The 23,383-nt window shown below is 58.0% G+C and carries 22 protein-coding genes; 6 read left to right on the top strand and 16 right to left on the bottom strand.

The window, feature by feature from the left end; genetic code table 11:
* Positions 1–56 precede the first annotated feature (56 nt).
* The 10 genes from QN378_RS03620 to QN378_RS03575 all read right to left on the bottom strand — a co-directional run bounded on the left by QN378_RS03620 (position 57) and on the right by QN378_RS03575 (position 9,212).
* The gene (locus QN378_RS03620; RefSeq protein WP_323549432.1) at positions 57–908 is read right to left on the bottom strand and encodes an amidohydrolase family protein; all 852 of its coding nucleotides are present in this window, start codon (positions 906–908) and stop codon (positions 57–59) included.
* A gap of 55 nt (positions 909–963) precedes the next feature.
* Positions 964–2,253 carry an MFS transporter gene (locus QN378_RS03615; protein ID WP_322202292.1) on the bottom strand — a complete coding sequence of 430 codons (1,290 nt, stop codon included), beginning with the start codon at positions 2,251–2,253 and terminating at the stop codon, positions 964–966.
* Between the two features lie 49 nt (positions 2,254–2,302).
* Positions 2,303–3,034 (bottom strand): GntR family transcriptional regulator, encoded by a 732-nt coding sequence (locus QN378_RS03610; protein ID WP_322202290.1) that lies wholly within the window; start codon positions 3,032–3,034, stop codon positions 2,303–2,305.
* 224 nt (positions 3,035–3,258) lie between these two features.
* A complete protein-coding gene (locus tag QN378_RS03605) occupies positions 3,259–4,554 on the bottom strand; it encodes an MSMEG_0569 family flavin-dependent oxidoreductase (RefSeq protein ID WP_323549433.1) in 1,296 nt (431 codons plus the stop codon).
* Between the two features lie 53 nt (positions 4,555–4,607).
* Positions 4,608–4,943, bottom strand: a complete 336-nt coding sequence (locus QN378_RS03600; protein ID WP_322202287.1) for an MSMEG_0570 family nitrogen starvation response protein — start codon at positions 4,941–4,943, stop codon at positions 4,608–4,610.
* Position 4,944: 1 nt separating this feature from the next.
* Complete coding sequence (locus QN378_RS03595) at positions 4,945–5,976, bottom strand: sll0787 family AIR synthase-like protein (protein ID WP_323549434.1); 1,032 nt, start codon at positions 5,974–5,976, stop codon at positions 4,945–4,947.
* On the bottom strand, positions 5,969–6,529 hold the full coding sequence (locus QN378_RS03590) for an MSMEG_0567/Sll0786 family nitrogen starvation N-acetyltransferase (RefSeq protein WP_323549435.1): 561 nt from the start codon (positions 6,527–6,529) through the stop codon (positions 5,969–5,971). Before QN378_RS03590 ends, QN378_RS03595 begins: the two co-directional genes overlap by 8 nt.
* A 23-nt stretch (positions 6,530–6,552) precedes the next feature.
* The gene (locus QN378_RS03585; RefSeq protein ID WP_322202281.1) at positions 6,553–7,635 is read right to left on the bottom strand and encodes an MSMEG_0568 family radical SAM protein; all 1,083 of its coding nucleotides are present in this window, start codon (positions 7,633–7,635) and stop codon (positions 6,553–6,555) included.
* Positions 7,622–8,602 (bottom strand): Nit6803 family nitrilase, encoded by a 981-nt coding sequence (locus tag QN378_RS03580; protein WP_323549436.1) that lies wholly within the window; start codon positions 8,600–8,602, stop codon positions 7,622–7,624. The genes QN378_RS03585 and QN378_RS03580 overlap by 14 nt, the downstream gene beginning before the upstream one ends.
* 127 nt (positions 8,603–8,729) lie before the next feature.
* Complete coding sequence (locus QN378_RS03575; RefSeq protein WP_297843590.1) at positions 8,730–9,212, bottom strand: MSMEG_0572/Sll0783 family nitrogen starvation response protein; 483 nt, start codon at positions 9,210–9,212, stop codon at positions 8,730–8,732.
* A gap of 236 nt (positions 9,213–9,448) precedes the next feature.
* Between QN378_RS03575 and QN378_RS03570 the strand changes: the two genes are divergently transcribed.
* On the top strand, positions 9,449–11,377 hold the full coding sequence (locus QN378_RS03570; protein WP_323549437.1) for a sigma 54-interacting transcriptional regulator: 1,929 nt from the start codon (positions 9,449–9,451) through the stop codon (positions 11,375–11,377).
* Positions 11,378–11,577: 200 nt separating this feature from the next.
* Entirely contained in the window at positions 11,578–12,789 is a 1,212-nt protein-coding gene (locus QN378_RS03565; protein ID WP_323549438.1) for an MFS transporter, read from the top strand.
* A gap of 104 nt (positions 12,790–12,893) precedes the next feature.
* On the opposite strand, the gene lpdA is transcribed toward QN378_RS03565, so the two are convergent.
* Genes lpdA through QN378_RS03545 form a run of 4 tightly spaced genes read right to left on the bottom strand, consistent with a single transcriptional unit; the run spans position 12,894 to position 17,843 of the window.
* Entirely contained in the window at positions 12,894–14,279 is a 1,386-nt protein-coding gene (lpdA, locus tag QN378_RS03560; protein ID WP_323549439.1) for a dihydrolipoyl dehydrogenase, read from the bottom strand.
* Positions 14,280–14,281: 2 nt separating this feature from the next.
* Positions 14,282–15,550 (bottom strand): dihydrolipoamide acetyltransferase family protein, encoded by a 1,269-nt coding sequence (locus tag QN378_RS03555; protein WP_323549440.1) that lies wholly within the window; start codon positions 15,548–15,550, stop codon positions 14,282–14,284.
* Complete coding sequence (locus QN378_RS03550) at positions 15,551–16,609, bottom strand: alpha-ketoacid dehydrogenase subunit beta (protein WP_322165133.1); 1,059 nt, start codon at positions 16,607–16,609, stop codon at positions 15,551–15,553.
* A 1-nt stretch (position 16,610) separates the two neighbouring features.
* A complete protein-coding gene (locus tag QN378_RS03545) occupies positions 16,611–17,843 on the bottom strand; it encodes a 3-methyl-2-oxobutanoate dehydrogenase (2-methylpropanoyl-transferring) subunit alpha (protein ID WP_323549441.1) in 1,233 nt (410 codons plus the stop codon).
* Positions 17,844–18,057: 214 nt separating this feature from the next.
* On the opposite strand from QN378_RS03545, the gene bkdR reads away from it, so the two are divergent.
* Both bkdR and QN378_RS03535 read left to right on the top strand, forming a co-directional pair.
* Complete coding sequence (gene bkdR / locus QN378_RS03540) at positions 18,058–18,546, top strand: Bkd operon transcriptional regulator BkdR (RefSeq protein WP_322202268.1); 489 nt, start codon at positions 18,058–18,060, stop codon at positions 18,544–18,546.
* A 39-nt stretch (positions 18,547–18,585) separates the two neighbouring features.
* Positions 18,586–19,665 carry an FUSC family protein gene (locus QN378_RS03535; protein ID WP_322202266.1) on the top strand — a complete coding sequence of 360 codons (1,080 nt, stop codon included), beginning with the start codon at positions 18,586–18,588 and terminating at the stop codon, positions 19,663–19,665.
* Positions 19,666–19,679: 14 nt separating this feature from the next.
* Here the strand turns inward: QN378_RS03535 and dmeF are convergent, their stop codons facing one another.
* Both dmeF and QN378_RS03525 read right to left on the bottom strand, forming a co-directional pair.
* Positions 19,680–20,618 carry a CDF family Co(II)/Ni(II) efflux transporter DmeF gene (dmeF, locus tag QN378_RS03530; protein WP_322202264.1) on the bottom strand — a complete coding sequence of 313 codons (939 nt, stop codon included), beginning with the start codon at positions 20,616–20,618 and terminating at the stop codon, positions 19,680–19,682.
* Positions 20,619–20,630: 12 nt separating this feature from the next.
* On the bottom strand, positions 20,631–20,906 hold the full coding sequence (locus tag QN378_RS03525) for a metal/formaldehyde-sensitive transcriptional repressor (RefSeq protein WP_322202262.1): 276 nt from the start codon (positions 20,904–20,906) through the stop codon (positions 20,631–20,633).
* A 189-nt stretch (positions 20,907–21,095) separates the two neighbouring features.
* On the opposite strand from QN378_RS03525, the gene QN378_RS03520 reads away from it, so the two are divergent.
* Complete coding sequence (locus tag QN378_RS03520) at positions 21,096–22,718, top strand: NADP-dependent glyceraldehyde-3-phosphate dehydrogenase (protein WP_323549447.1); 1,623 nt, start codon at positions 21,096–21,098, stop codon at positions 22,716–22,718.
* A gap of 21 nt (positions 22,719–22,739) precedes the next feature.
* A complete protein-coding gene (locus QN378_RS03515) occupies positions 22,740–23,168 on the top strand; it encodes a DoxX family protein (RefSeq protein ID WP_322202259.1) in 429 nt (142 codons plus the stop codon).
* The last annotated feature ends 215 nt before the right edge of the window (positions 23,169–23,383 follow it).

The raw sequence follows: 23,383 nt of genomic DNA, 5'->3' as shown, positions 1-23,383 counted from the left end.
GGCTGAACGTCGTGTCGGTGCCCGCGACCCTGGCCTAAACCAACCTTCGGCGGCGCCTACAAACACGCAAGCCCAAACAAGCTTCGGGGCGCATCCACCAATATGGCCTGTTCAACCTGCGCCGACCAACCCAGTTGCCTACGCTGCTCAACCGCGGAGCCATAATCCATCTGCCCTTCGAACTGGGTGTGGGGCCAATCGCTACCCCATACCAAACGCTTTGTGCCGAACGCCCGAATCAACAACGGCATCGCCTCTTGGGCGAAAGTCAGGTTCTGTCGCAGGTCGCCACCCAATCGATAAATGCCCGATACTTTCAGCCAGACTCGCCCACTCAACCCCAGCTCCAGCAACTGCGCAAACGCCGGTTGCTCCACACCCAGCAACGCATCCGGGCGACCGAAATGATCGATGACTATTTTGCAGTCATACGCCATCAACGCACTGAGCAGCATCGGCAAGTCTTCAACGTCGCGGTGCAGTTCAACGTGCCAGCCCAACGCTGAGACCTGGCTCAACAACGACTTCCACTTGGGGTCGGTAAAGTCCGGCAGCGCTTGTCCCATCAGGTTCAAGCGAATGCCCACGATGCCTTGCTCGGCCATGCTCATCATCATTTCGCGGCTGATGCCGGTGTCGACTACTGCCACGCCGCGCAATTGTATTGGCGCCTGTTGTAAGGCAGACAACAGGTAGCTGTTATCCGTCCCGAGAAAACTCGGTTGTACCAACACCCCATGGCTCAGGCCGCTCACACGTAAGTACGTCAAATACTGATCCAGCGTGGCGTCGTATCCCGGGCTGTAACGCCGGGCCCACGCCATTGACAGTGCGCGGCTAAAAACATGGGCATGGGCGTCTACGCCGCGGATCGGGAGAGGGCTTGCGGACCGACAAATATCAGGCATGGAACTCATCTAAAAAGTGAGCGCAGCAAATTGGCCGCGCGGTTAGGAAGCAGAATCAAGCCTGGGCGGCTTCTGTTTTGTTCACTGAAACCTCAGACGCCACTGCCGTGGCATCCAGTGAACGGCCTCGGGTTTCCGGTAGCAACATGGCCGCCATGACCGCAACGCCATAGGCTATCCCCGCATCAATGCCAATCGCCGAGCCAAGCGACATGGATTCGCTCATATGGCCGACCATGAACGGGAACACAGACGACACAACCCGGCCAAAGTTGTAGCAAAAACCCACGCCCGCGCCGCGTACGTCGGCAGGGTACAGCTCGTTAAACAGCGCCCCCAGGCTCGCAGGAATACCAGCAGCGAAGAATCCAAGCGGGAAACCGAGAAACAACATTTGAGTATTGGTTAGCGGCAGGAATAGGTAGCACTGCACCGTCACCACGCAGCACAGCGCAAACAGAATGATGTTTTTACGACGGCCGATTTTGTCGATCAAAAATCCGCTGACTACGCAACCACACCAGAACGCGACAATGATCACCGCCAAGTACCCACCGGAACTGAGCACCGACAAATGGCGTTCGGTCTTAAGGAACGTCGGCAACCAGGTCATGACTGCGTGGTAACCACCATGTGCGCCGAGGCCCAACAACCCACCCAGCAGCGTCACGCGCAACAACTGTGGACGAAAAATACCGGCCATTGAGGTAAAAAAACTCACGGGTTTGATTTGTTCTTTTTGTTGACGCTGGAAGCTGTCGGGCTCTTCAACATTGCGTCTTACCCAGATGATCAACAGCGCTGGCAGAAGGCCGATCATAAACATGACCCGCCAGGCCATGGCTTCGGGCACGAAGGAATAAATCAGCGCGAAAGTAGCCACCGCAATACCCCAACCCACGGCCCAGGCGCTTTGCACCGTGCCCATGACTTTGCCACGGTATTTCGGCTGGATGGTTTCGGCCATCAGCACCGCACCGGCCGCCCACTCGCCGCCAATCCCAAAGCCTTGCAGGGCTTTTACGATCAATAGCTGATTGAAGCCTGTAACGAAGGCTGATAGGCAGGTGAATATCGAAAACCACAGGATCATCCATTGCAGGGTGCGGACGCGGCCGTAACGGTCGGACAACGTCCCACCGATCCAGCCGCCCAGCGCCGAGGTGATCAACGTTACGCCGCTGATTAAACCGGCGTCACCTTTGCTCAAGGCGAACGCGGCGAGCAGCGCCGGGATCGCCAAACCAAACATTTGCACTTCCAGAGCATCCAGCGACCAGCCACCGAAACAGGCCCAGAATGTCTTGCGCTCTCGAGAAGTGATGTCGCGATACCACTTGAACATTATTTTTATCCTTATTAGAGAGGCACCTATTTAGGGAATCACTCAGCGGTTAGCGGATATCGACGCAGTAACGAAAGTGGCTGGCATGTCCTCTTGAACGGCGCCATTCCAAGGGTTCGCCGGCGTAATTACGCGCCAGTCGCTCAATCACCACCACCGGGCTATTGACCGGAATCTGTAGCAACTGAGCGTGAATCTCACTGACTAGATCGGCGGTCAAAGTCTCTTGGGCATAAGCAACCACTTGGCCGCAGAACTCTTCGTAGATCGGGTAGAGCAAAGGCCCTTGTTGATCCAGATCGATGTCCAATAGCGCTTGGAATTGAATACGTGGCAGCCAGATTTCTTCAGCCAACACCGGTTGCGCATCCAGCAATCGCACACGCAACACGCGAATGACCGGCGATTCTGGCGCGAGCCCCAGCGCTTGGGCGGCGGCCGAAGGCGCGCTCATTGGTTCGATGGAGAGGATGCGACTTTCAGGCACTTGGCGTTCGCCAGAAGCGGTTTGGAACCGGAAGAAACGAAACAACGAAGACTGAAATTGCGGACGGCGAATGAAGGTGCCGCGTCCTTGTTGGCGTTCGAGGATGTTCTCGTTGACCAACATATCAATGGCTTTACGCACCGTTCCGGTGGACAGGCAGTACTCGCTGGAAAGTGCGGCTTCGGTAGGAATCGCCTCCCCCGGTCGCCAACGGTTATTGGCAATCTGTTGCGCCAACTGATCACGCAGACGCTGATAAAGAGGCAGGCGAGCATCGCTGGACAGCTGATTCATATTTATAGCTCCCAGTCATATATATGAATATTTGACGCAGTATTCTCCCGTCATAAAATCTCGTCAAGTAAGCACTATAGCCTGCCGTAAAAACCACACCAGGCGCGCTACTGCCATCTGTGAGCGAACGTGCTCGCGAAGCGGCCTGTTTGATACAAAACAGAGAATGCTTCGCCAACAAATCAACTCCTGAAAGAACCGAATGACCGATGCTTATGTGAAGGCTATCTCGCCAACGACAGTCGCGCCTCACGCTTTTCTTCAGCGACCCCGGCGATGTGCTCAACCAGATATTCAGCGTCCCGAGCAATGCCGGAGAAGCGGCCCGAACCCCAGGTGTACAGCCACGGCAGGCCGAGGAAATACAAACCGGGTTGAGTCGTCACGCCGCGCTGATGACCGGGATGGCCGCGACCATTGAACACGGGGGCTTCGACCCAAGTGAAATCAGGGGTAAAGCCAATGCACCAGATGATGCTAGTAATGCCGTGTGCTTCAAGGTCTAGCTCAGCGCGCTCTTGCTCGGGCGTCCACACCGGCGAGTAAAACTCACCGGCTGGGGCATCGATTGCGTTCTTTTCGATGTAGCCGTCAATGGTCGTATTGATCCGGTTATACACGGCATCGGCACTGTCCAGGCTCTCGCTGAGATTGCTGGCAAACTGCAGCCAAACGCCGTTCAACCCTTCCAGGCGGCCGAACAACTCCATGCCTTCGTTGGCGAATTGACGCAGGTCGATGTCGCGTCCGCCGTCACGACCGGTGACGTAGTGGTTAGTGTTGTCGCGCACGCCTTCACGTAGCGGGTGGGTGTCAACGCCAATGTCGTAGTAGCCCATTTGCGCCAGCCAATCGACTACGTCCTTGCCGCGATAAAACCGCGCGCAACGCGGGGCGTCGCCAACGGCCAAATAAACCTTGCGCCCGGCAAGGTGCAAGTCCTCAGCGATTTGCGCACCGGATTGACCCGAGCCGACCACTAACACATTGCCCGCCGGCAACGCCTGCGGGTTGCGGTATTGCTCAGAGTGAATCTGCTGGATGCCCGCCGGTAAACGCTCAGCCAAACGCGGAATGATTGGGGTGTGATAGCCGCCTGAGGCGACGATGACCTTATCGGCGGTGTACTCGCCTTGGGAGGTATGAAGGTCATAGCCACCACTGGCACGGGGCACTACGCGCTGCACGGTAACGCCTTCCAACAGCGGGGCGTTGACCGATTGTGCGAATCCCGCGAGATACGTATTGATCTCATCGCGCTTCATGAACCCGTGGGGGTCCTGGCCCTTGAACTGGTCGCTGTAGGTGTAACCTGGCAGCGCGCATTGCCAGTTGGGCGTAACCAGGCTGAAGGCATCCCAGCGTTGGTGGCGCCAAGCGTGGGTCACGCTGTGCTTTTCCAGCAACAAATGGTCGATGCCTTGCTGTTGCAGGTAGTAACTGGCAGACAATCCGGCCTGGCCGCCGCCGACGACGATCACGCTGTGATGGGCTGGTTTGACTGAAGTGAGCTGAACCATGAGGGCTCTCCGCCGCGAGGGCTATAAGGTTTAAAAACAAAGACGCAAACGAATCAGAACGAACTCCAACCGGCACCGGGAACCCGGCCACCGCCTTCGGTGCGCATACTGAGTATTTCCACCTGACCGGTGTCGTAGTGCCGCGCATCGAGAACGCTGGCCTGCCCTTTAAGTGAATTCAAGGTGTCCATGGCCGAGCTGCAATAGAAGCCTTTAACCTGCTTGACCCGCTCCGAGGCGTCGTTCAAAGCACTTTCAAGGCGCTTTAGAAAATCCGGTAACGGGTAGCTGACGCCTTCTTGCAGGTGTTCGTAGATCACGGTGGACGGTGAGTAACCGGCTGCTTCTTTGCCGTTAGGCCAGCGGACTTTGAAATTGACGGCGGGCATATCAATGCTCCTGTTGGGTAAGCTTTAAAGGGCTCAAGTCGTGATCGGGATAGCTGAAACCGGTGAACGCCTGCTCGCGCAGGTTCCAAAAAGTGCGGCGCTGCTCACCCGCCTGAACCTCCAGCGAACCGCTGGCGTTGACCTGACCAATACGTTCGCAGCGCAAGCCTTCGAAGGCGAAAGCCGCCTGAACGTTGATCCAGTTACCCTCCTCCAGGGTCATCAGAAAACCGTAACTGGGAAATACCTGCAGCCAGCGCGCCAGATCGGCGCCGAGGGGACAGGGCAAGGCGTTGAGGTCAATAGTGGCGCCGCAGCCGGTGGTCTCCAGCAGCATCAACAGGCTGCCCAATACGCCGGCGTTGCTGATGTCTTTGGCCGCGTATAACAGTTCAGCTTCGGCCAGACGCGGTAGCACTTCGAGTTTGCTGCGCAGGCGCTCGGCCGGAACGCCTTCGAAGGCTTTCCAATAGGTGCTGTCGGCATGCCAGGCACCTTCGAGGTCCACGGCCATGGCGAGCACTTGGCCCGGCGCCACATGCAGGGTCGATAACAGCTTGTGGGCAACGCCGGTAATAGCGACGGCCAGCGCGGTCGGATTACCACAGGCGAGACTGGTGTGACCCCCAGCCAGCAATAATCCGTAGGCCTCACAAGCGGCTCGAATACCAGTCAACACCTGCTTCGCTGCCTCGTGTTCGTGATGCCAATACGCGTTGACCACTGCGGTGGCGCGACCGCCCATGGCGGTGATGTCACTGACGTTCGCCATGACCGCCGACCAACCGGCAAACCACGGCGCCGCCTGAACAAAGCCCGGCAACATGCCTTCGATGGCCAACAGCTGAAAATGATCGCCGCAGGCAATGGCAGCGGTATCGTCGCCCGGCAGCGCATATAGCTGTTCGCGAGTGAGGGAGCGATGAACATCGCGCATCACCTCGGCGGGTTGCTGAATCGCTTGTTTGGAGAGCATGGCCGGGGTGCTGCGCAGGGTATCGAGCAGCGCAGCGAGATTCAAAATGTCAGTCATGGCGAGCCACCTTCAGGGGGCGCAATGACACTTGACGTGGCATTAATGGGTAGCTCGATAAATCGGCTTGCATCAGGCAATGCGATTGACCGAGCAGTTGTAAAAGCTCTAGCGTCTGCCAGTGCAGGCCGTGGAAATACACTTCATTGGGCGCCTGCACTGTGGCGCGAAATACCTCGCAACCCAACTCCTTGGCCCGCGACACGGCTTCATTGACTAATGCCTTGCCGATCATGCTGTGGCGTCGATAAGCCTGAGCAACGCACAACCGCCCGCCAAACCACAGGCCAGGTTCTGGCTGATAGATCCGAACCGCCCCCACCACCTGATCCGCCATGCCGCAACTGCCGCCCAACGCAACAATGGCGATAGCCTGGAAGTCGTGGCCGTCCTTGTCCTGCGCCAGCAGTTGTTGTTCATCTGAAAACACCGAACGACGCAGGGCGAAATAAGCCTGTTTTTCCCAGGTTTCGGTCGCCGGTTTAATCAGCAATTGGCCTGCACGAAACGGCTCGAAGGTGCTGTCGACCAAGGCAAAGGCGAGGTTGTGCATAAGTGGGCTCCAGAGACAGTCGATCACTCGTAGCTTTTAAGCGCCGAGCACGCGCCGCATTTGGCGCAACCGGCGTTGATCTGATCGGAATGCAAGCCGTGACGACGCAAGCTCGCGCCGATCTGCGGGTACAACCGGGCCATCATCGCGCTGTCGGGTTTCGGGTGATGGGCCAACGGCGTGCCATCGATGGGCACGAAGGGCACCACGAACGGGTACACGCCCAGCGCACACAAACGCTCACTCATGTCGCTGATCGCTGCTTCGCTGTCGCCGAGACCGGCGAGGATGTAAGTGCTGACCTGCCCGCGCCCGAACACCTCGACCGCCGCGCTGAACGCGTCGAAATAGCGGCTCAGCGGAACTTCGGCTTTGCCCGGCATGATCCGTTGGCGCACCTCATCGGTGACCGCTTCCAGGTGCATGCCCAGCGACACCACGCCGCTGTCGGCCAGGCGCTGAAACCAGCGATCGTCGTCGGGCGGCTCACATTGCGCTTGAATCGGCAGGTCAACCGCAGCGGTCACCGCAGCGGCGGACTCACACAAAATCGCGGCGCCACGGTCGGCGGTTTGCGGGGTGCCGGTGGTCATGACCATGTGTTTCACACCGTCCAGCTCGACGGCCGCTTTGGCCACTTCAGCCAATTGCTGCGGGCGCTTGCGAGCGATGGTCTTGCCCGCCGCCAACGATTGGCCGATGGCGCAAAACTGGCATGACGTGGCGCGATCATTGAAGCGAATGCAGTGCTGCAACACCGTGGTGGCGAGCACGTCACTGCTGTGTAACGTGGCGATTTTCCAATACGGAATACCCTCGGCGGTGCTTAACCCATAAAACTTCGGCACACCCGGCATTTGCACCAGGCCGACCTGTAAGCCTTGACGAAAAATCAGTGCCTGGCTGCCGTCAGCGGTGGGTTGCGCCTGGTAGGGCGAGTCCTGTGAGGCTTGATTGAGGATCGGCACCATCAGGGTCCGGCTGCCGAAACTCAGCGCCTTGTGGTCCGACGGCCCTGCCCCGCCTTGCCGTGACAAGCCGTTCTGCGCCGCGGGCCAACGCACGCCATGGCATTGCAGCTCGGCCAATAATTCATTGGTTTGCATGTTCAAGTTCCTCGGTCGGCGCGACGGCAAGGTGATGGGCACTGCGCTCATGCACATGGGCGGTGGGCGTGCGGTCGATCAACAGGCTGAGCAGTTCCGGGCGACTGTAATGGCCCACCGAATCCATCATTCGTTTGCGCTTGTCGATCAACGCCAGGTCCAGATCGGCGATCACCACGCCTTCGCCGGAGCGCAGTGGTTCACCGAGCAACTTGCCTTCCGGAGTAACGATCGCGGTGAAGCAGCCCCCCGAAACCGGGCCGAGGCTGCAACCGGTGTCTTGCATGATCTGACCTTGCTGACTGGCGTCTAGCCACGCGGTGGCGTTGACCACGAAGCAGCCGGACTCCAAAGCATGGTGGCGAATGGTGACCTCGATTTGCTCAGCGAACACCTCGCCCACCAGCGATCCCGGAAACATCGCCGCGTGAATCTGTTCGCCGTCTACCATCAACGCGTAACGGGCCAACGGGTTGTAATGCTCCCAGCACGCCAGGGAGCCGATGCGCCCTACAGCGCTGTCCACCGCGCGCAGACCAGAGCCGTCGCCTTGGCCCCAGATAATCCGCTCGTGATAGGTCGGGGTGATCTTGCGCCGGTGCTGAATCAGGCTACCGTCGGCATCGAACAACAACTGCGCGTTGTAGATCGTGCCGCCATCGCGCTCGTTGACGCCGATGGACACCACCATCCCGGCTTGCTTGCAGGCTTCGCCGATGGCCAGGGTGGATGCCGACGGCACGGTGACCGATTGTTCCAGCAGTTTCAGGTGTTCCTTGCCCATCGCGAACGGCGGTTGGACGAAGGAAAAATAGGGGTAGTACGGCACCACCGTTTCCGGAAAGACCGCAAACCGCACGCCCTGTTGACCGAGAGCGATAATCTGCTGGCAGACCTTATCCACAGTGCCTTCGCGGCTATACAGCACCGGACTGATTTGTACAGCGGCAGCTTTAATGATGGCCATAAGGGCAGTCCTGGTGAGAGGGTATTTTCAAAAAAAACCTTCGCGGGCAAGCACCCTTCCACAAGTACGCAGCCTGGACGCAATACTGTGGAAGCAGGCTCGCCTGCGAAGCGACTGGCACGGTTAGCTACGCAGTCCAGGTATCAATGATCATTGCGCCTTCACGGCGCATCAGCAGTCGCAGGTCCATCACGTCCAGTGGGTTGATCGGGCGGATACCTTCGATCAAGGCTTTTTCGGTCTGGCCATACAGCGCCTGCAAAGCAAAACGGCAGGCATAGACTTTGCCGCCCTCTTCCATGAACTGGATGAGTTGCTTGTTCACCGCCAAATGGCCTGGGAACGCTTCAGCACCTAGGGTTGGGAAACCACGCTGCACGCCCAACTGCACGCCGGGGCCGTACAAGAGGATGGTGGTTTCAAAGCCCTTGCGCAGCAGACGCTTGGCCTGAAGCATGTTGACCAGGCCGATGGAGCCTTCGAAAGCGATGGTGTGGAAGGTGATCAGGACTTTTTCGCCGGGCTCGGCTTTGACGTCTTCGAAGACTTTTTCTTCGTAATCGACCAGAAAGTCGCCGTCTTTGTAATGAGGAATATCCACGGTAGGCATGTCGTCGCTCTCCTTTTTTTTTCTTTGGCGGCGGCCTTAAGTGGCTGCCGGGTTGAAACAGAGAGAGCGAACGCCGTGCCAGAAAATTAAAATAAAATTTGCACTGACTTAAGTCATTGAATTAGTTAATAAAGCCCATCTGATACGGTTTTTTATCGCACAGCTGATGCTACCGGTGAACCACGCATTCACGTAGAAATACGAATATTCGTAGCGGCAAATCACGAGATTTCGTAATGACCACCGAAACAGACTCCCTCAGCAACTGGGCCGACCTGGCGTATTCGTCACGGCACATGGTGTTTGAACACTGCGCCGAAGCCATCGTGTTGCTCAATCCGTATGCCGACCGCTTTGGTGACTTGAACGTTGCCGCCTGCAAGCTGCTTGGTTATCAGCGCCAAGAGTTGCTGGCGCTGCCAGTGAGCAAACTGTTCGGCCATCAGTTGGCGGACCTGATCGTATTTACCCAAGCGGTGCTAGACAAAGGCCTAGGTTGGACTGAAGAGCTGAGCTGTCATTGCAAGACCGGAGAGCGCATCGAGCTGGAAATCTCCGCTACTACTCTGCAAATCAAGGGCGAGCAGCAGCTGATTCTGGTGCTGCGCGAGCTGAGTCATCAGAAGTACCAGCGCGATCAAGCTCATACTGAGCGCACCATGCGCGGCGGGCTGATCGAGTGGCGTAACATTCTTAACCTGTTTCAAGAGTCCGAGCGCGACAACCTGTTGCTGCTCAGCTCAGTGGGCGATGGCATCTACAGCATCAACAGTGACGGCCTGGCGACGTTCGTCAATCCGGCTGGCGCGCGCATGCTCGGCTGGGAACCCGAGGACATGATCGGCAAGAATATCCATCGTATTCACCACCATACCCATGCCGACGGCAGTCATTACCCGGTGGAAGATTGCCCGATCTATAAAGCGGTGCGCGACGGCGTGATTCACGAAGGGCGCCAAGAAGTGTTCTGGCGCCGCGACGGCAGCAGTTTTCCGGTGGAATTCACCAGCACCCCGGTTATTTCCGATGGCCGAATCGCCGGCGCCGTGGTGGTTTTTCGTGACATCACCGAACGCCGCAACACTGAGAATCAACTGCAAAGCGCTCTCAAAGAACTCAACGTCCTCAAACAGCGGCTGGAGGAGCAAAACGCGTATTTGCAGGAAGAAATCCACATCGAGCACAACTTCCGGGAAATCGTCGGCCAAAGCGAACCGATTCTGAAGATCATCAAACAGATCGATGTAGTCGCACCCACTGACGCCAGCGTGCTAATCAACGGCGAATCCGGCACTGGTAAAGAGCTGATTGCCCGCGCCATCCACCAAGCCAGCCGCCGCAGCGCCAGCCCGTTGATTAGGGTTAACTGCGCGGCGATCCCCACCGAACTGTTTGAAAGCGAGTTCTTTGGGCACATTCGTGGCGCGTTCACCGGGGCGATTCGGGACCGGGTCGGACGGTTTGAATTGGCCGACGGCGGCACACTGTTTCTCGACGAGATCGGCGAAATCCCCCTGGAGCTGCAAAGCAAGCTGCTGCGGGTGTTGCAGGAAGGCCAGTTCGAACGGGTTGGTGAAGAACGCACGCGCAAGGTCGATGTACGGATCATCGCCGCCACCAACCGGGATTTGCGGCAGGAAGTCACGGCCAAGCGCTTTCGCGAAGACCTGTATTTTCGGCTGAACGTGTTCCCGATCCAGTCCCCGGCCCTGCGCGACCGCGCCATGGACATCCCGCCACTGGCCGCGCACTTTCTCAAGCAAACCAGCCAACGCCTGAACATGCCCGGCCGCCGCCTGCGCAACAGCGACATCGAGCGTTTGCAGCGTTATTCATGGCCGGGCAACATCCGCGAACTGCAAAACGTCATCGAGCGCGCGCTGATTACCTCCCGTGGTGCTGATCTGAACATGGACCTCCCGGACGAACCTAAAAGCGCCGAAAGCACCACCCTTCTGTTCATGCCGTCATCGGTCATGACCGACGCGCAACTGCGAGAACTGGAGCGCAACAACATGCACGCCGCCCTCAAAGCGGCCAACGGAAAGTTGTTCGGCAAAGGCGGCGCGGCGGAATTGCTGGGGATCAAACCGACGACCTTGGCGTCGAGGTTGAAACGGCTGGATATTGAGTTGGAGGGAGCTTCCGGTCAGAAAAATCTGTAGGAGCGAACTTGTTCGCGAAGCGCCTTTCCTGACACACACGGTCAGACGCCTCGCCAACAAGTTGGCTTATACAGGTTCAGCACTGAGTGATTTAGCTGTTTATTCTTTCCAAGCATATTAGCTATCACGGCCACGACCCTTTTTACTTGCGGGCGAAACCATTAGCCTGCGCGCTATCAAAAGCGCGAACGAGAACGTCCATGAGTATTACGACCCACACCGACCACTCCCACACCATGACGCGCGGGAGGGTGACGTTGTTTGCGTTTTGCTGTGGTGCCATTGTCGGCAACCTTTATTACGCCCAGCCAATTATCGAGTTGATTGCGCCTGACATCGGCCTGTCCAGCACCATGGCCAGCATGATCGTGTCGCTGACTCAAATCGGCTACGCCATTGGCCTGTTTTTCCTTGTGCCGCTGGGTGACTTGCTGGAGAACCGCCGGCTGATGATCATGACCGCGCTGCTGGCGATCATCAGTTTGTTGGGGGCGGCCTTCAGTCAACAGCCGAATGTGTTCCTGCTGGCATCGTTACTGGTGGGTTTCAGTTCGGTATCGGTGCAGATTCTGATCCCGCTGGCCGCGCATTTGGCGCCTGAGGAATCCCGAGGCCGAGTGGTCGGCAGCATCATGGGTGGGCTGTTGCTGGGTATTTTGCTGGCGCGACCGTTGTCCAGCGTGATTGCCGACCACTTCGGCTGGCGCGCGGTATTTATCACAGCGGCAGTCGTTATGACATTGATCAGCGTGGTGCTCGCCACCACCATGCCGAAACGCCAACCCAGCCACAGCGCGTCGTATCGCCAGCTGCTGGGTTCGCTGTGGACCTTATTGCGCACTCAACCGGTGCTGCGTCAGCGGGCGCTTTATCAAGGATTGATGTTCGCCGCGTTCAGCCTGTTCTGGACTGCGGTGCCGGTAGAACTGGCGCGTAATCACGGGCTGTCGCAGACGCAAATTGCCTTGTTCGCATTGGTCGGGGCCATTGGCGCCGTTGCCGCGCCCATCAGCGGCCGTCTGGCTGACGCCGGGCATACGCGCGTCGCCAGTTTGCTGGCATTGATATTGGCGGTGCTGAGCTTCTTGCCTGCACTGATTCACCCGGTGTACAGCGTGGTCGGGTTAGCCGTGACCGGCGTCGTGCTCGACTTCTGCGTGCAAATGAACATGGTGATGGGTCAACGCGCCGTATATGCGCTGGATGCCAGCAGTCGCAGCCGTCTGAACGCGCTGTACATGACCAGCATCTTTATCGGCGGGGCTATCGGCTCGGCAGTCGCCAGTGTGTTGTACGAACAAGGCGGATGGTTGTGGATCGTGCTGGTGGGTAGTGCTATGCCGTTGATCGCACTCATCAGTTTCCTGCTGCACGCGGTCAGCGAGCGACGTGTCGCGATAAGTACTGACTGATTGCGATTGTCTGTGGAACCAATGTGTCGGCGAGACGAGTTAACGGACACACCGCATCAGCCCTTCGCCAACACGTTGGCTCCTACAGATCGGTTGGTGCTCATTCAAAGATGCAACGCATGCCCCAGCGCGCGCAACGCGGCTTCATGCACGGCCTCGCCCAAGGTCGGGTGGGCGTGGATGGTGCCTGCGATATCCTCCAGGCGTGCGCCCATTTCCAGGGATTGAGCAAACGCGGTGGACAACTCCGAGACGCCGATGCCAACCGCTTGCCAACCCACAATCAAATGATTGTCGCGCCGCGCCACCACGCGCACGAAGCCGCTTTTCGACTCCAACGTCATTGCCCGGCCGTTGGCCGCAAACGGGAAGCTCGCGACTAAACACTCCAGCCCTAGCGCGATTGCTTGCTCCGGGGTTTTACCGACCACCACTAATTCCGGGTCGGTAAAACACACGGCCGCAATCGCTACCGGGTTGAATTCTCGGGCGTTGCCTGCGATCAGTTCGGCTACCATTTCGCCTTGGGCCATGGCGCGGTGGGCCAGCATTGGCTCGCCTGCCAGGTCACCAATGGCCCAAACGTTGCGCATGCTGGTCTGGCAACGGTCGTCGATCTTCACCGCCGCGCCGTTCATGTCCAGCCCCAGCGCTTCAAGGTTCCAGCCTTGGCTGTTGGGTTTACGCCCCACCGCCACTAGCACTTGGTCAGCGCTCAACGTTAACGCTTGGCCTTCGGGATCGCGCACTTGCAGTGTCAGGTTTTCAGGGTCAAAGCCTTGGACGCTGTGTTGCAGGTACAGCTTCACGCCCAGGTGTTTCAAGGTCTCGGCAATCGGTTGAGTGAGTTCCTGGTCATACGCGGGCAAGATCCGGTCACGGGCCTCGACCACGCTGACCTCGGCGCCCAACTTGCGGTAAGCAATGCCCAACTCCAAGCCGATATAACCCGCGCCAACCACGATCAAGTGCTTGGGAATCGCTTCGGGCGTCAACGCTTCGGTGGACGATATGACCGGCCCACCAAGGGGCAGCATTGGCAGGTTGACCGAAGTCGATCCAGTGGCCAGCAACAAATGCTCGCACTGGATGCGCTGATTGCCTACTTCGACAGTTTTGCCATCAACGACCCGAGCCCAACCATGGATCACCTGCACCTTATTTTTCTTCAGTAGCGCCGCGACGCCGGTGGTGAGGCGATCAACAATACCGTTTTTCCAGTTCACGCTTTGACCGATGTCCAACGTGGCCGAGGGCACGCTAATCCCCAGCGCAGAAGGCGTGGTAAACGAACGGGTTTGATGAAACTGCTCCGCGACATGGATCAACGCTTTAGAGGGGATACACCCGACGTTCAAACAGGTGCCGCCCAATGCCTGGCCCTCCACCAGAATCGTTGGAATGCCCAACTGACCGGCGCGGATCGCCGCCACATAACCGCCAGGGCCGCCACCGATAATCAACAGCGTGGTATTCAAAGTCTGCGCCATGATTACTCCAAAAATAGCGTGGCGGGTTGTTCGAGCAAGCCGCGAATGGCCTGGATGAATTGCGCCGCGTCCATGCCATCGACCACCCGATGATCAAAGGAGCTGGAGAGGTTCATCATTTTCCGAATTACGATTTGGCCGTTGATTACCATCGGCCGTTCGACGATGCGATTGACGCCCACGATAGCCACTTCCGGCAGGTTCAACACCGGGGTGCTGACGATGCCGCCCAAGGGGCCAAGGCTGGTCAAGGTGATGGTGGAACCGGACATTTCATCGCGGCTGGCTTTACCCGTGCGGGCAGCGTTGGCCAAGCGTGAGATTTCCCCGGCATTGGCCCACAGGCTGCGGGTTTCCGCGTGGCGCACCACCGGCACCATCAAGCCGTTATCGCTTTGAGTGGCGACACCAACATGCACCGCGCCGTGACGGGTGATGACCTGCGCTTCGTCGTCGTAACGCGCATTGATCTGCGGGAAGTCACGCAATGCCACGACCATCGCCCGGACCAGAAACGGCAACAGCGTTAACTTGCCGCGACTGGCGCCCCACTTGTGATTGAGGTGAACCCGCAGTTCCTCCAGCGCAGTGACGTCGACTTCTTCGACATAACTGAAATGCGCGGCCCGGCGGGTTGCGTCTTGCATGCGCTGGGCGATCTTACGGCGCAGACCTATGACCGGAATTTGCTGCTCGTCGTTGCGCTGAGCGTAAGCAGCGGTCGTGGCCGGGGTGGGCGTGTCGCGCTGTTCGATGTAGGCGTCGAGGTCTTCGTGGCGGATGTGCCCGGCCGGGCCGCGACCCTGCACCAGACGCAAGGCAATACCCAAGTCCAGCGCGCGTTTGCGCACGGCCGGAGAGGCCAATGGGCGCTCGGCGGTTTCGCGGGAAACATGGGCGTGTGGCAAGGGTTTAACGTCAGCAGGTGAAAATTTGGCAGCCGCCTCTACGTTTGCCTGAACAACAGACGAGGCGGCCGGAACAGGCTCAGGCCTGGCAACAACTGCCGATTCCTTATGGTTGCCCTCGCCCTCCACTTCGATCCGAATCAGCTCGCTGCCGACCGCCATGACCTCACCGGGCTGTCCGCCCAAGGCCATAACGATGCCTGATACCGGAGACGGGATGTCCACCGTGGCCTTGTCAGTCATCACATCGGCCACCACCTGATCTTCGACCACCCGGTCGCCGACTTTGACGAACCATTCCACCAATTCCACTTGCGCGATGCCTTCGCCAATGTCCGGCATTTTAATAACATGCGTGCCCATTCAGACCTCCATAACCCGTTTCAACGCCGCGCCCACTCGGGACGGCCCTGGGAAGTACGCCCATTCTTGCGCATGCGGGTACGGGGTATCCCAACCGGTAACGCGTTCAATGGGTGATTCAAGGTAGTGGAAGCAGTGCTCTTGAACCAGCGCCACTAACTCAGCACCGAAACCGCAAGTGCGGGTGGCCTCATGGACGACCACGCAACGGCGGGTTTTCTTCACTGAGTTGACGATGGTCTCCAAGTCCAGCGGCCACAAGCTGCGCAAGTCGATGACTTCCGCATCGACCCCGGTTTCTTCGGCGGCAACTTGTGACACGTACACCGTGGTGCCGTAAGTCAGCACCGTTACGTCGCTGCCGGGACGGACAATCGCTGCCACATCCAGCGGCACTTTGTAATAACCATCCGGCACGGCGCTGGACGGGTGTTTCGACCACGGCGTTACCGGACGATCGTGATGGCCGTCGAACGGACCGTTGTACAAGCGCTTGGGCTCAAGGAAAATCACCGGGTCATCGCATTCGATGGAGGCGATCAGCAGCCCTTTGGCGTCATACGGGTTCGACGGCATGACGGTGCGTAAACCGCAGACTTGGGTGAACATCGCTTCGATGCTTTGGCTGTGGGTCTGGCCGCCGTAGATGCCGCCGCCGCAGGGCATGCGCAGGGTCATCGGAGCGGTGAACTCGCCGGCCGAGCGATAACGCAAGCGGGCGGCTTCAGAAATGATCTGATCTGACGCGGGGTAGACATAATCGGCGAACTGGATTTCGACCACCGGCCGCAGGCCATAGGCGCCCATGCCCACGGCAACGCCAACAATCCCGCTTTCGGAGATCGGCGCATCAAACACCCGCGAGGTGCCGTATTTGCTTTGCAGCCCTTCGGTGCAACGGAACACGCCGCCGAAATAGCCCACGTCCTGACCGAAAACCACCACGTCATTATCGCGCTCAAGCATCACGTCCATGGCCGAGCGCAGCGCCTGAATCATGGTCATGTTGGTGGTGGTCATGGCAGTGTCCAACTGGATGTCGTTGTTGAAATCGTTCATGTCAAATCCCCAGTTCCTGACGTTGCCGACGCAGGTGCTCGGGCATCTCTTTATAGACGTCGTCGAACATCGTCGCGGCGCTAGGCGTTTGCCCGCCAGCCATTGTGCCGTAGCGCTCGGCTTCTTTTTGCGCGGCGATAATCTCGGCTTCGAGTTCGGCACTGGTGGCGGCGTGTTCTTCCTCTGACCATTGGCCGATGTGAATCAAATGCTGCTTCAAGCGTTGAATCGGATCGCCTAACGGGAAGTGGCTCCAGTCATCAGCCGGGCGGTATTTGGACGGATCATCGGAGGTCGAGTGTGGACCGGCGCGGTAAGTGACCCACTCGATCAATGTTGGCCCCAAATTGCGTCGTGCACGTTCTGCGGCCCAGGCCGAGGCGGCGTACACCGCGACAAAATCATTGCCGTCGACACGCAACGACGCAATCCCACAGCCCACGCCACGACCGGCAAAGGTCGTCGCTTCGCCACCCGCAATCGCTTGGAAAGTGGAAATGGCCCATTGGTTGTTGACCACATTGAGAATTACCGGCGCGCGGTAGACGTGAGCAAACGTGAGGGCGGTGTGGAAATCGGACTCAGCGGTGGCACCATCACCGATCCAGCCCGAGGCGATTTTGGTGTCGCCTTTGATCGCCGAAGCCATGCCCCAGCCCACCGCTTGCACGAATTGCGTCGCGAGGTTGCCGGAGATGGTGAAGAAACCGTAGTCGCGCACCGAGTACATGATCGGCAACTGACGGCCTTTAAGCGGGTCGCGTTCGTTGGACAGCAGTTGGCAAATCAGGTCCACCAACGGCACTTCACGGGCCATCAAGATGCTTTGTTGACGGTAGGTCGGGAAGCACATGTCGGTCACGTTAAGGGCCAAGGCTTGCGCACTGCCAATCGCCTCTTCGCCGAGACTCTGCATGTAGAACGACATTTTTTTCTGACGCTGAGCGACCACCATGCGGTTGTCAAAAATTCGCGTCTTGAGCATGGCGCGCATGCCTTTGCGCAAAATTTCTACTGGAACGCCTTCGGCCCAAGGCCCCAAGGCTTGGCCTTGATCGTCAAGAACGCGGATCAAACCTTTGGCGAGGTCGGCGGTGTCTGCCGGCTCGACGTCAATCGGCGGCTTGCGCACCAGACCGGCGCCGGTCAGCCGCAGGTAGGAAAAATCGGTTTTACAGCCTGGACGGCCGGAAGGTTCAGGAACGTGCAGACGCAGGGGTTCGTATTCGTTCATGGCTATTCTCTACGCTCGGTCTTGTCATGTATTTTTATTGGGCGTTAGGTTGGGCGTTGGAGCGGTGTCAATGTGGTGGACAAACCGTCGCAGGTCTTGTCCTACACAAATCATATTCCTGAGCGTCGAGAATATTTTTCTCATGTTGGTTGCGCGAAAGGCCATTTAAGGACAATTATTCTGAATAACCATAACAAACAGGCGCATTTCTCTCATGAGAAAGCTGGATCGGACCGATATAGGGATTCTTAACAGTCTTCAGGAGAACGCCCGCGTCACCAACGCTGACCTCGCCCGCTCGGTCAATCTATCCCCTACTCCGTGTTTTAACCGGGTCAAGGCGATGGAAGAACTGGGGCTTATCCGTCAACAAGTCACCCTCCTAGACCCAGAGTTATTGGGCCTGCATGTGAATGTGTTTATCCACGTCAGCCTGGAAAAACAAATCGAGGAAGCGTTGCATGTGTTCGAGGACGCCATCGCTGATCGGCCAGAGGTGATGGAGTGTTATTTGATGGCCGGCGATCCAGATTACATGTTGCGGGTGCTGGTCCCGACCATTCAATCGCTGGAGCGATTTCTGCTCGACTTCCTGACCAAAGTACCCGGCGTGGCGAATATTCGCTCCAGTTTTGCGCTAAAGCAGGTGCGCTATAAAACCGCGCTACCGCTGCCCGCCAATGGCATGAGTCTCGGCCTCTGATGCAACCCGTGCACCCTAGAATAAGGTCTGATTGAACCGATGAAATACGCCCGTTCTTCGCGATTACCTGGGCTGCTACGCAAAATGCTGCGGCCGCTGCTGGACCCCTATCGACGTTACCGTCACGCGCGGCTGATTCACTCGGTGCGCGTGTCACTGGGCTTACTCGCGTCGATCTTGCTGACCACCGGTATCAACCTGCCCCATGGCGAATGGGCCTCGATCACCATGTTGGTGGTGATTGGCGGCCTGCAACACCACGGCAACATCGGCAAAAAAGCCGCCGAACGCGCGTACGGCACGCTGATCGGTGCAGCGGTGGGCCTGCTGTTTATTGCCCAGTTCGCCTTTTTTGGCAGCCCGACCCTCACCTACGTCGGCATTTCGGTGGTGTGCGGCTTTTTTGCCTACCACGCCATTGGCAAAGGTGGTTACACGGCATTGCTGTCGGCAATCACCGTTTTTATCGTCGCCGGGCATGGCGACAATCCGGTGGCCGATGGGCTTTGGCGCACTGTGGATATCCTGATCGGCATCGTCCTGGCTCTGGCGTTTTCCTTCGCCTTGCCACTGTATGCGGTGTTCTCCTGGCGCTACAACTTGGCCAGTGCTCTACGCGATTGCGCGGCGATGCATACCCGGATCATCAGTGGCCAATCGGTCACCAACGATGAGTATTTGAAGCTAATGAACCGCTTGAACGGCGCCATGGTGCAATTGCGGTCGCTAATGCCTTCGGTGTCCAAGGAAGTGAAGATCTCGGTGAGCCAACTGGATGCGATCCAGCGCAATCTGCGGATGTGCATCAGCACTCTGGAAATCCTTGCCAGCACCCGCCCTTCCACCGACGACGGACGGGCAATAGCCTCGCTACAAGTGTCATTGCAAGCCGAAAACCGACAAATTCGCATGCAATTAGTCGGCATGGCTCGCGCCCTGCAAACCGGCAACGCAGAGCGGCTTGAGCGGCCGGTCAGTGGAGTGGAAAAAGACCCCATGACCAGCACACCGGTTTACTCGGCACTGGACGGCTACCGTTTATTGTCGCTGCAATTGGCGGCCAACATCGACGACATGCGCCAACGGCTGGCCAAGGTTTCCGGGCAATGGACGATTTGAGGGTGGGACCGACATTAGGCTGTGCGGTATTCCACCGTCAGGTGCGTCACTTCGTGTACCGGCGCCAATCGCTGGCGAATGATGTCGGCGTTGATCGCCGGACTGCCCAGGACGCTGACAATCGCCGCCCGTGCTTCAGGGCCGACACGCCATACGTGGAGATCGGTAATCGTCGCGTCGTCGGTCTCGCTAAGAATCTCGCGAATTTCTTGCGCGACAGGGTCATCGGTCTTGTCGAGCAATACCCCTGCGGTGTCACGCATCAGCGTCCAGGCCCAGCGCGCAATCACCAACGCGCCGACCACGCCCATCGCCGGATCCAGCCAGACCCAACCCAAATATCGACCGGCGAGCAAGGCCGCGATGGCAAGAATGGAGGTCAGTGCATCCGCCAACACATGGACATAGGCCGAGCGCAGGTTGTTGTCTTGGCTGTGGGCCCCGTGGCCGTGAGCGTCATGACCATGATCATGCCCGTGCTCATGGTGGTGGTGACCATGGCTACCGGACAGCAACAGCGCACTGACGATGTTCACGGCAAGACCAACGATTGCGATCAACGTCGCGGTGCCAAATTGCACTTGGGTCGGTTCAAACAACCGCAGCACTGACTCAAAACCAATCCCTATGGACACCAGGCCCAGTATCAGCGCCGACGCAAACCCGCCCAAATCACCCACTTTTCCGGTGCCGAAACTGTATCGGGCACTGGCTGCATTGCGCTTGGCGTAGCTATACGCCGCCGCTGCAATGCCCAAAGCCCCGGCGTGCGTTGCCATATGAAAACCATCAGCGAGCAAAGCCATTGAACCGGTCAGATAACCTGCCGTAATTTCACCGACCATCATCACCACGGTTAGTGCTACCACCCATAGGGTGCGCTGGGCATTTTCATCGTGCGCCGCACCCAAAAAAACATGGTCGTGGGTGTGATTCAGCTGTGAACTCATCATCGTGTAGACCTTCTATTTTGAATACCGGCGTATGGCTTCAAGTAATTCTTCAACGCCTATGGCGCGCTCTTCGTCGCTCAACTCTGGATTCGCCACGTGCTCACGGGCGTGGGCTTCAATGAGTTCATCCATTAAGCCGTTGATCGCACCCCGTGTTGCCGCCACCAAGTGCAGGGTCTTCGCGCAGTCTTGGTCGGACTCCAGAGCGCGCTCCACGGCGTTGATCTGCCCGGCAATGCGTTTCACCCGTTTCAGCAGTTCGTTTTTGTTGGACACTATGTGGGACATACCCTACCCCCCCTACCTATACAGGGTGCGGATAATCACAAAATGCACCGCGTTTCGCAAGTCCTAAACGGCAACGTTTGATTCAGCCGCCGCCAGGCAGTGCTGGACAGAAAGGTCGCTGCGTTGGAAAGTGAATCGCAATTGAACTGATTTTTTAAGTTACGTTTTCAATTTAGGGGTTAAGCCATGATCACCGCGAGCGTTCTCGACAACCTGTTTCCCACCGCTGCCGACATCCCGGAAATTTATCGTCTCGACGGTGAAATCGAACAGCGCGAGTACTTGGTGAACGGTGTATTGGAAATTTGGCCGGGGCCGCTGGCTCGTGTGCATAGCCCGGTTCACTTGGCGACCGATCACGGTGACGAGCAAGTCATTCTCGGCAGCACGCCGTTGCTGGATGCCGCCACCGCCTTGACCGCGCTGGACGCTGCCGTTCACGCCTACGACCGAGGCCAGGGTGTTTGGCCGACCATGCGCGTCGCCGAACGTATTCAGCACGTCGAAGCGTTTCTGGTTCGGATGCGAGAGCAGCGAACGGCCGTGGTCAACCTGCTGATGTGGGAAATCGGCAAAACCCTCAAGGACTCGGAAAAAGAGTTCGACCGCACTTGCGATTACATCATCGAAACCATCAATGCGCTCAAAGAATTGGACCGTCGCTCCAGCCGTTTCGAGCTGGAGCAGGACACACTCGGCCAGATCCGTCGCGTGCCCATGGGCGTCGCCCTGTGCATGGGCCCCTATAACTATCCATTGAACGAAACCTTCACCACGCTGATTCCGGCGCTGATCATGGGCAATACCGTGGTGTTCAAACCGGCCAAACTGGGCGTGTTGTTGATCCGCCCGCTGCTCGAAGCCTTCCGCGACAGCTTCCCGGCGGGAGTCATCAACGTGATCTACGGCAGCGGTCGGGAAACCGTCAGCGCGCTGATGGCCAGCGGCAAGGTCGATATATTCGCCTTCATCGGCACCAACAAAGCCGCCAGTGCCCTGAAAAAATTGCACCCCAAACCCCACCGTTTGCGTGCGGCGTTGGGCCTGGACGCGAAGAACCCCGGCATCGTGCTGCCAAGCGTGGATCTGGACAACGCCGTCAGTGAATGCCTGACCGGCTCGTTGTCGTTCAACGGCCAACGCTGCACCGCGCTGAAGATTCTGTTCGTTCACGAAGAGGTGGTGGACAGCTTCATCGAGAAATACAACCGCAAACTCGAGGCCCTCAAACCCGGTATGCCCTGGGAGCCCGGCGTGTCGCTGACGCCGCTGCCAGAAAAAGGCAAAACCGATTACCTGAGTTCAGTGGTGGCTGATGCCGTCAGCAAAGGCGCGAAAGTGGTTAACGCCAAGGGCGGAGAAATTCGTAGCTCATTCTTCTACCCGGCGGTGCTGTACCCGGTCACCACCGAGATGCGCATCTATGCCGAAGAGCAATTCGGCCCGGTCGTGCCCATCGTTCCCTATCGCGATCTGGACACCGTGATCGACTACGTACTTGAGTCGGATTTCGGCCAGCAACTGAGCCTCTTTGGCAACGACTCGGCTGAAATCGGGCGGCTGGTAGATACCTTCGCCAACCAGGTTGGACGCATCAACATCAATACCCAATGTCAACGTGGGCCAGATACCTTCCCGTTTAACGGCCGGAAAAACTCTGCTGAAGGAACGTTATCGGTCCATGACGCATTGCGGGTGTTTTCAATTCGAACGTTAGTCGCGACCAAGTTTCAGGATGGGAACAAGACTCTGCTCAGCGAGATTATTCATAATCACGAGTCGAGCTTCCTGACCACCGATTACATCTTCTGATCATTTGAACAAGGACCTGCCGTGACCGATCTCAGCAAACGCGAGCGCACTCGTAGCATCCTGCGCGGGGTGGTCGCGGTGTTTTACTTCACCGCTGGCATCTTTCACCTGTACGCCACCGACGGCTTCGTCGGCATCGTGCCCGACTGGGTGCCCTACCCGCATGCCACGGTGATTTTCACGGGTTTGTGTGAACTGATCGGGGCTGTTGCGTTATTGACCCAACGCTTTCGAAAACTTGCCGGAGTCATGCTGGCGCTATACGCGGTGTGTGTGTTTCCGGCGAACATCAAACACGCGATTGACCATCTGCCGATTAACGAAATGGTACTGGGATGGTGGTATCACGGCCCTAGGTTGGCGTTCCAGCCGGTGTTGGTGTGGGTAGCGTTGTTTAGCGGGGCGGTGGTGGATTGGCCGTTTAGGGGGCGAAATGAGGTCGACGGCTGAGGGGTTGGTCGACATTTGGGACCGAGTGTTGCGTAGACATACACCTGTGGGGGCCAACTTGAACTGGCGAAAAATCCATCTGGTTGTATCAGTTACCCCGCCTCGCGAACACGTTCGCTCCTACCGAGGAACAACCAATCCCGGTGGGACCGAATGTATTCGGGGGTGGATTTAAAGATTGACATCGTTTACGCCTGACATGGCCTCTTCCCGAA

This window comes from Pseudomonas sp. 10S5 (genome assembly GCF_035019745.1).
Classification (GTDB): Bacteria; Pseudomonadota; Gammaproteobacteria; order Pseudomonadales; family Pseudomonadaceae; genus Aquipseudomonas.
This window is presented reverse-complemented; position numbering and strand designations above follow the sequence as displayed.

What these genes read in the sequence shown, in the direction of transcription:
- QN378_RS03620 (WP_323549432.1), bottom strand. Translation starts at nt 908, where the DNA reads ATGCCTGATATTTGTCGGTCCGCAAGCCCTCTCCCGATCCGCGGCGTA.
- QN378_RS03615 (WP_322202292.1), bottom strand. Translation starts at nt 2,253, where the DNA reads ATGTTCAAGTGGTATCGCGACATCACTTCTCGAGAGCGCAAGACATTC.
- QN378_RS03610 (WP_322202290.1), bottom strand. Translation starts at nt 3,034, where the DNA reads ATGAATCAGCTGTCCAGCGATGCTCGCCTGCCTCTTTATCAGCGTCTG.
- QN378_RS03605 (WP_323549433.1), bottom strand. Translation starts at nt 4,554, where the DNA reads ATGGTTCAGCTCACTTCAGTCAAACCAGCCCATCACAGCGTGATCGTC.
- QN378_RS03600 (WP_322202287.1), bottom strand. Translation starts at nt 4,943, where the DNA reads ATGCCCGCCGTCAATTTCAAAGTCCGCTGGCCTAACGGCAAAGAAGCA.
- QN378_RS03595 (WP_323549434.1), bottom strand. Translation starts at nt 5,976, where the DNA reads ATGACTGACATTTTGAATCTCGCTGCGCTGCTCGATACCCTGCGCAGC.
- QN378_RS03590 (WP_323549435.1), bottom strand. Translation starts at nt 6,529, where the DNA reads ATGCACAACCTCGCCTTTGCCTTGGTCGACAGCACCTTCGAGCCGTTT.
- QN378_RS03585 (WP_322202281.1), bottom strand. Translation starts at nt 7,635, where the DNA reads ATGCAAACCAATGAATTATTGGCCGAGCTGCAATGCCATGGCGTGCGT.
- QN378_RS03580 (WP_323549436.1), bottom strand. Translation starts at nt 8,602, where the DNA reads ATGGCCATCATTAAAGCTGCCGCTGTACAAATCAGTCCGGTGCTGTAT.
- QN378_RS03575 (WP_297843590.1), bottom strand. Translation starts at nt 9,212, where the DNA reads ATGCCTACCGTGGATATTCCTCATTACAAAGACGGCGACTTTCTGGTC.
- QN378_RS03570 (WP_323549437.1), top strand. Translation starts at nt 9,449, where the DNA reads ATGACCACCGAAACAGACTCCCTCAGCAACTGGGCCGACCTGGCGTAT.
- QN378_RS03565 (WP_323549438.1), top strand. Translation starts at nt 11,578, where the DNA reads ATGAGTATTACGACCCACACCGACCACTCCCACACCATGACGCGCGGG.
- lpdA (WP_323549439.1), bottom strand. Translation starts at nt 14,279, where the DNA reads ATGGCGCAGACTTTGAATACCACGCTGTTGATTATCGGTGGCGGCCCT.
- QN378_RS03555 (WP_323549440.1), bottom strand. Translation starts at nt 15,550, where the DNA reads ATGGGCACGCATGTTATTAAAATGCCGGACATTGGCGAAGGCATCGCG.
- QN378_RS03550 (WP_322165133.1), bottom strand. Translation starts at nt 16,609, where the DNA reads ATGAACGATTTCAACAACGACATCCAGTTGGACACTGCCATGACCACC.
- QN378_RS03545 (WP_323549441.1), bottom strand. Translation starts at nt 17,843, where the DNA reads ATGAACGAATACGAACCCCTGCGTCTGCACGTTCCTGAACCTTCCGGC.
- bkdR (WP_322202268.1), top strand. Translation starts at nt 18,058, where the DNA reads ATGAGAAAGCTGGATCGGACCGATATAGGGATTCTTAACAGTCTTCAG.
- QN378_RS03535 (WP_322202266.1), top strand. Translation starts at nt 18,586, where the DNA reads ATGAAATACGCCCGTTCTTCGCGATTACCTGGGCTGCTACGCAAAATG.
- dmeF (WP_322202264.1), bottom strand. Translation starts at nt 20,618, where the DNA reads ATGATGAGTTCACAGCTGAATCACACCCACGACCATGTTTTTTTGGGT.
- QN378_RS03525 (WP_322202262.1), bottom strand. Translation starts at nt 20,906, where the DNA reads ATGTCCCACATAGTGTCCAACAAAAACGAACTGCTGAAACGGGTGAAA.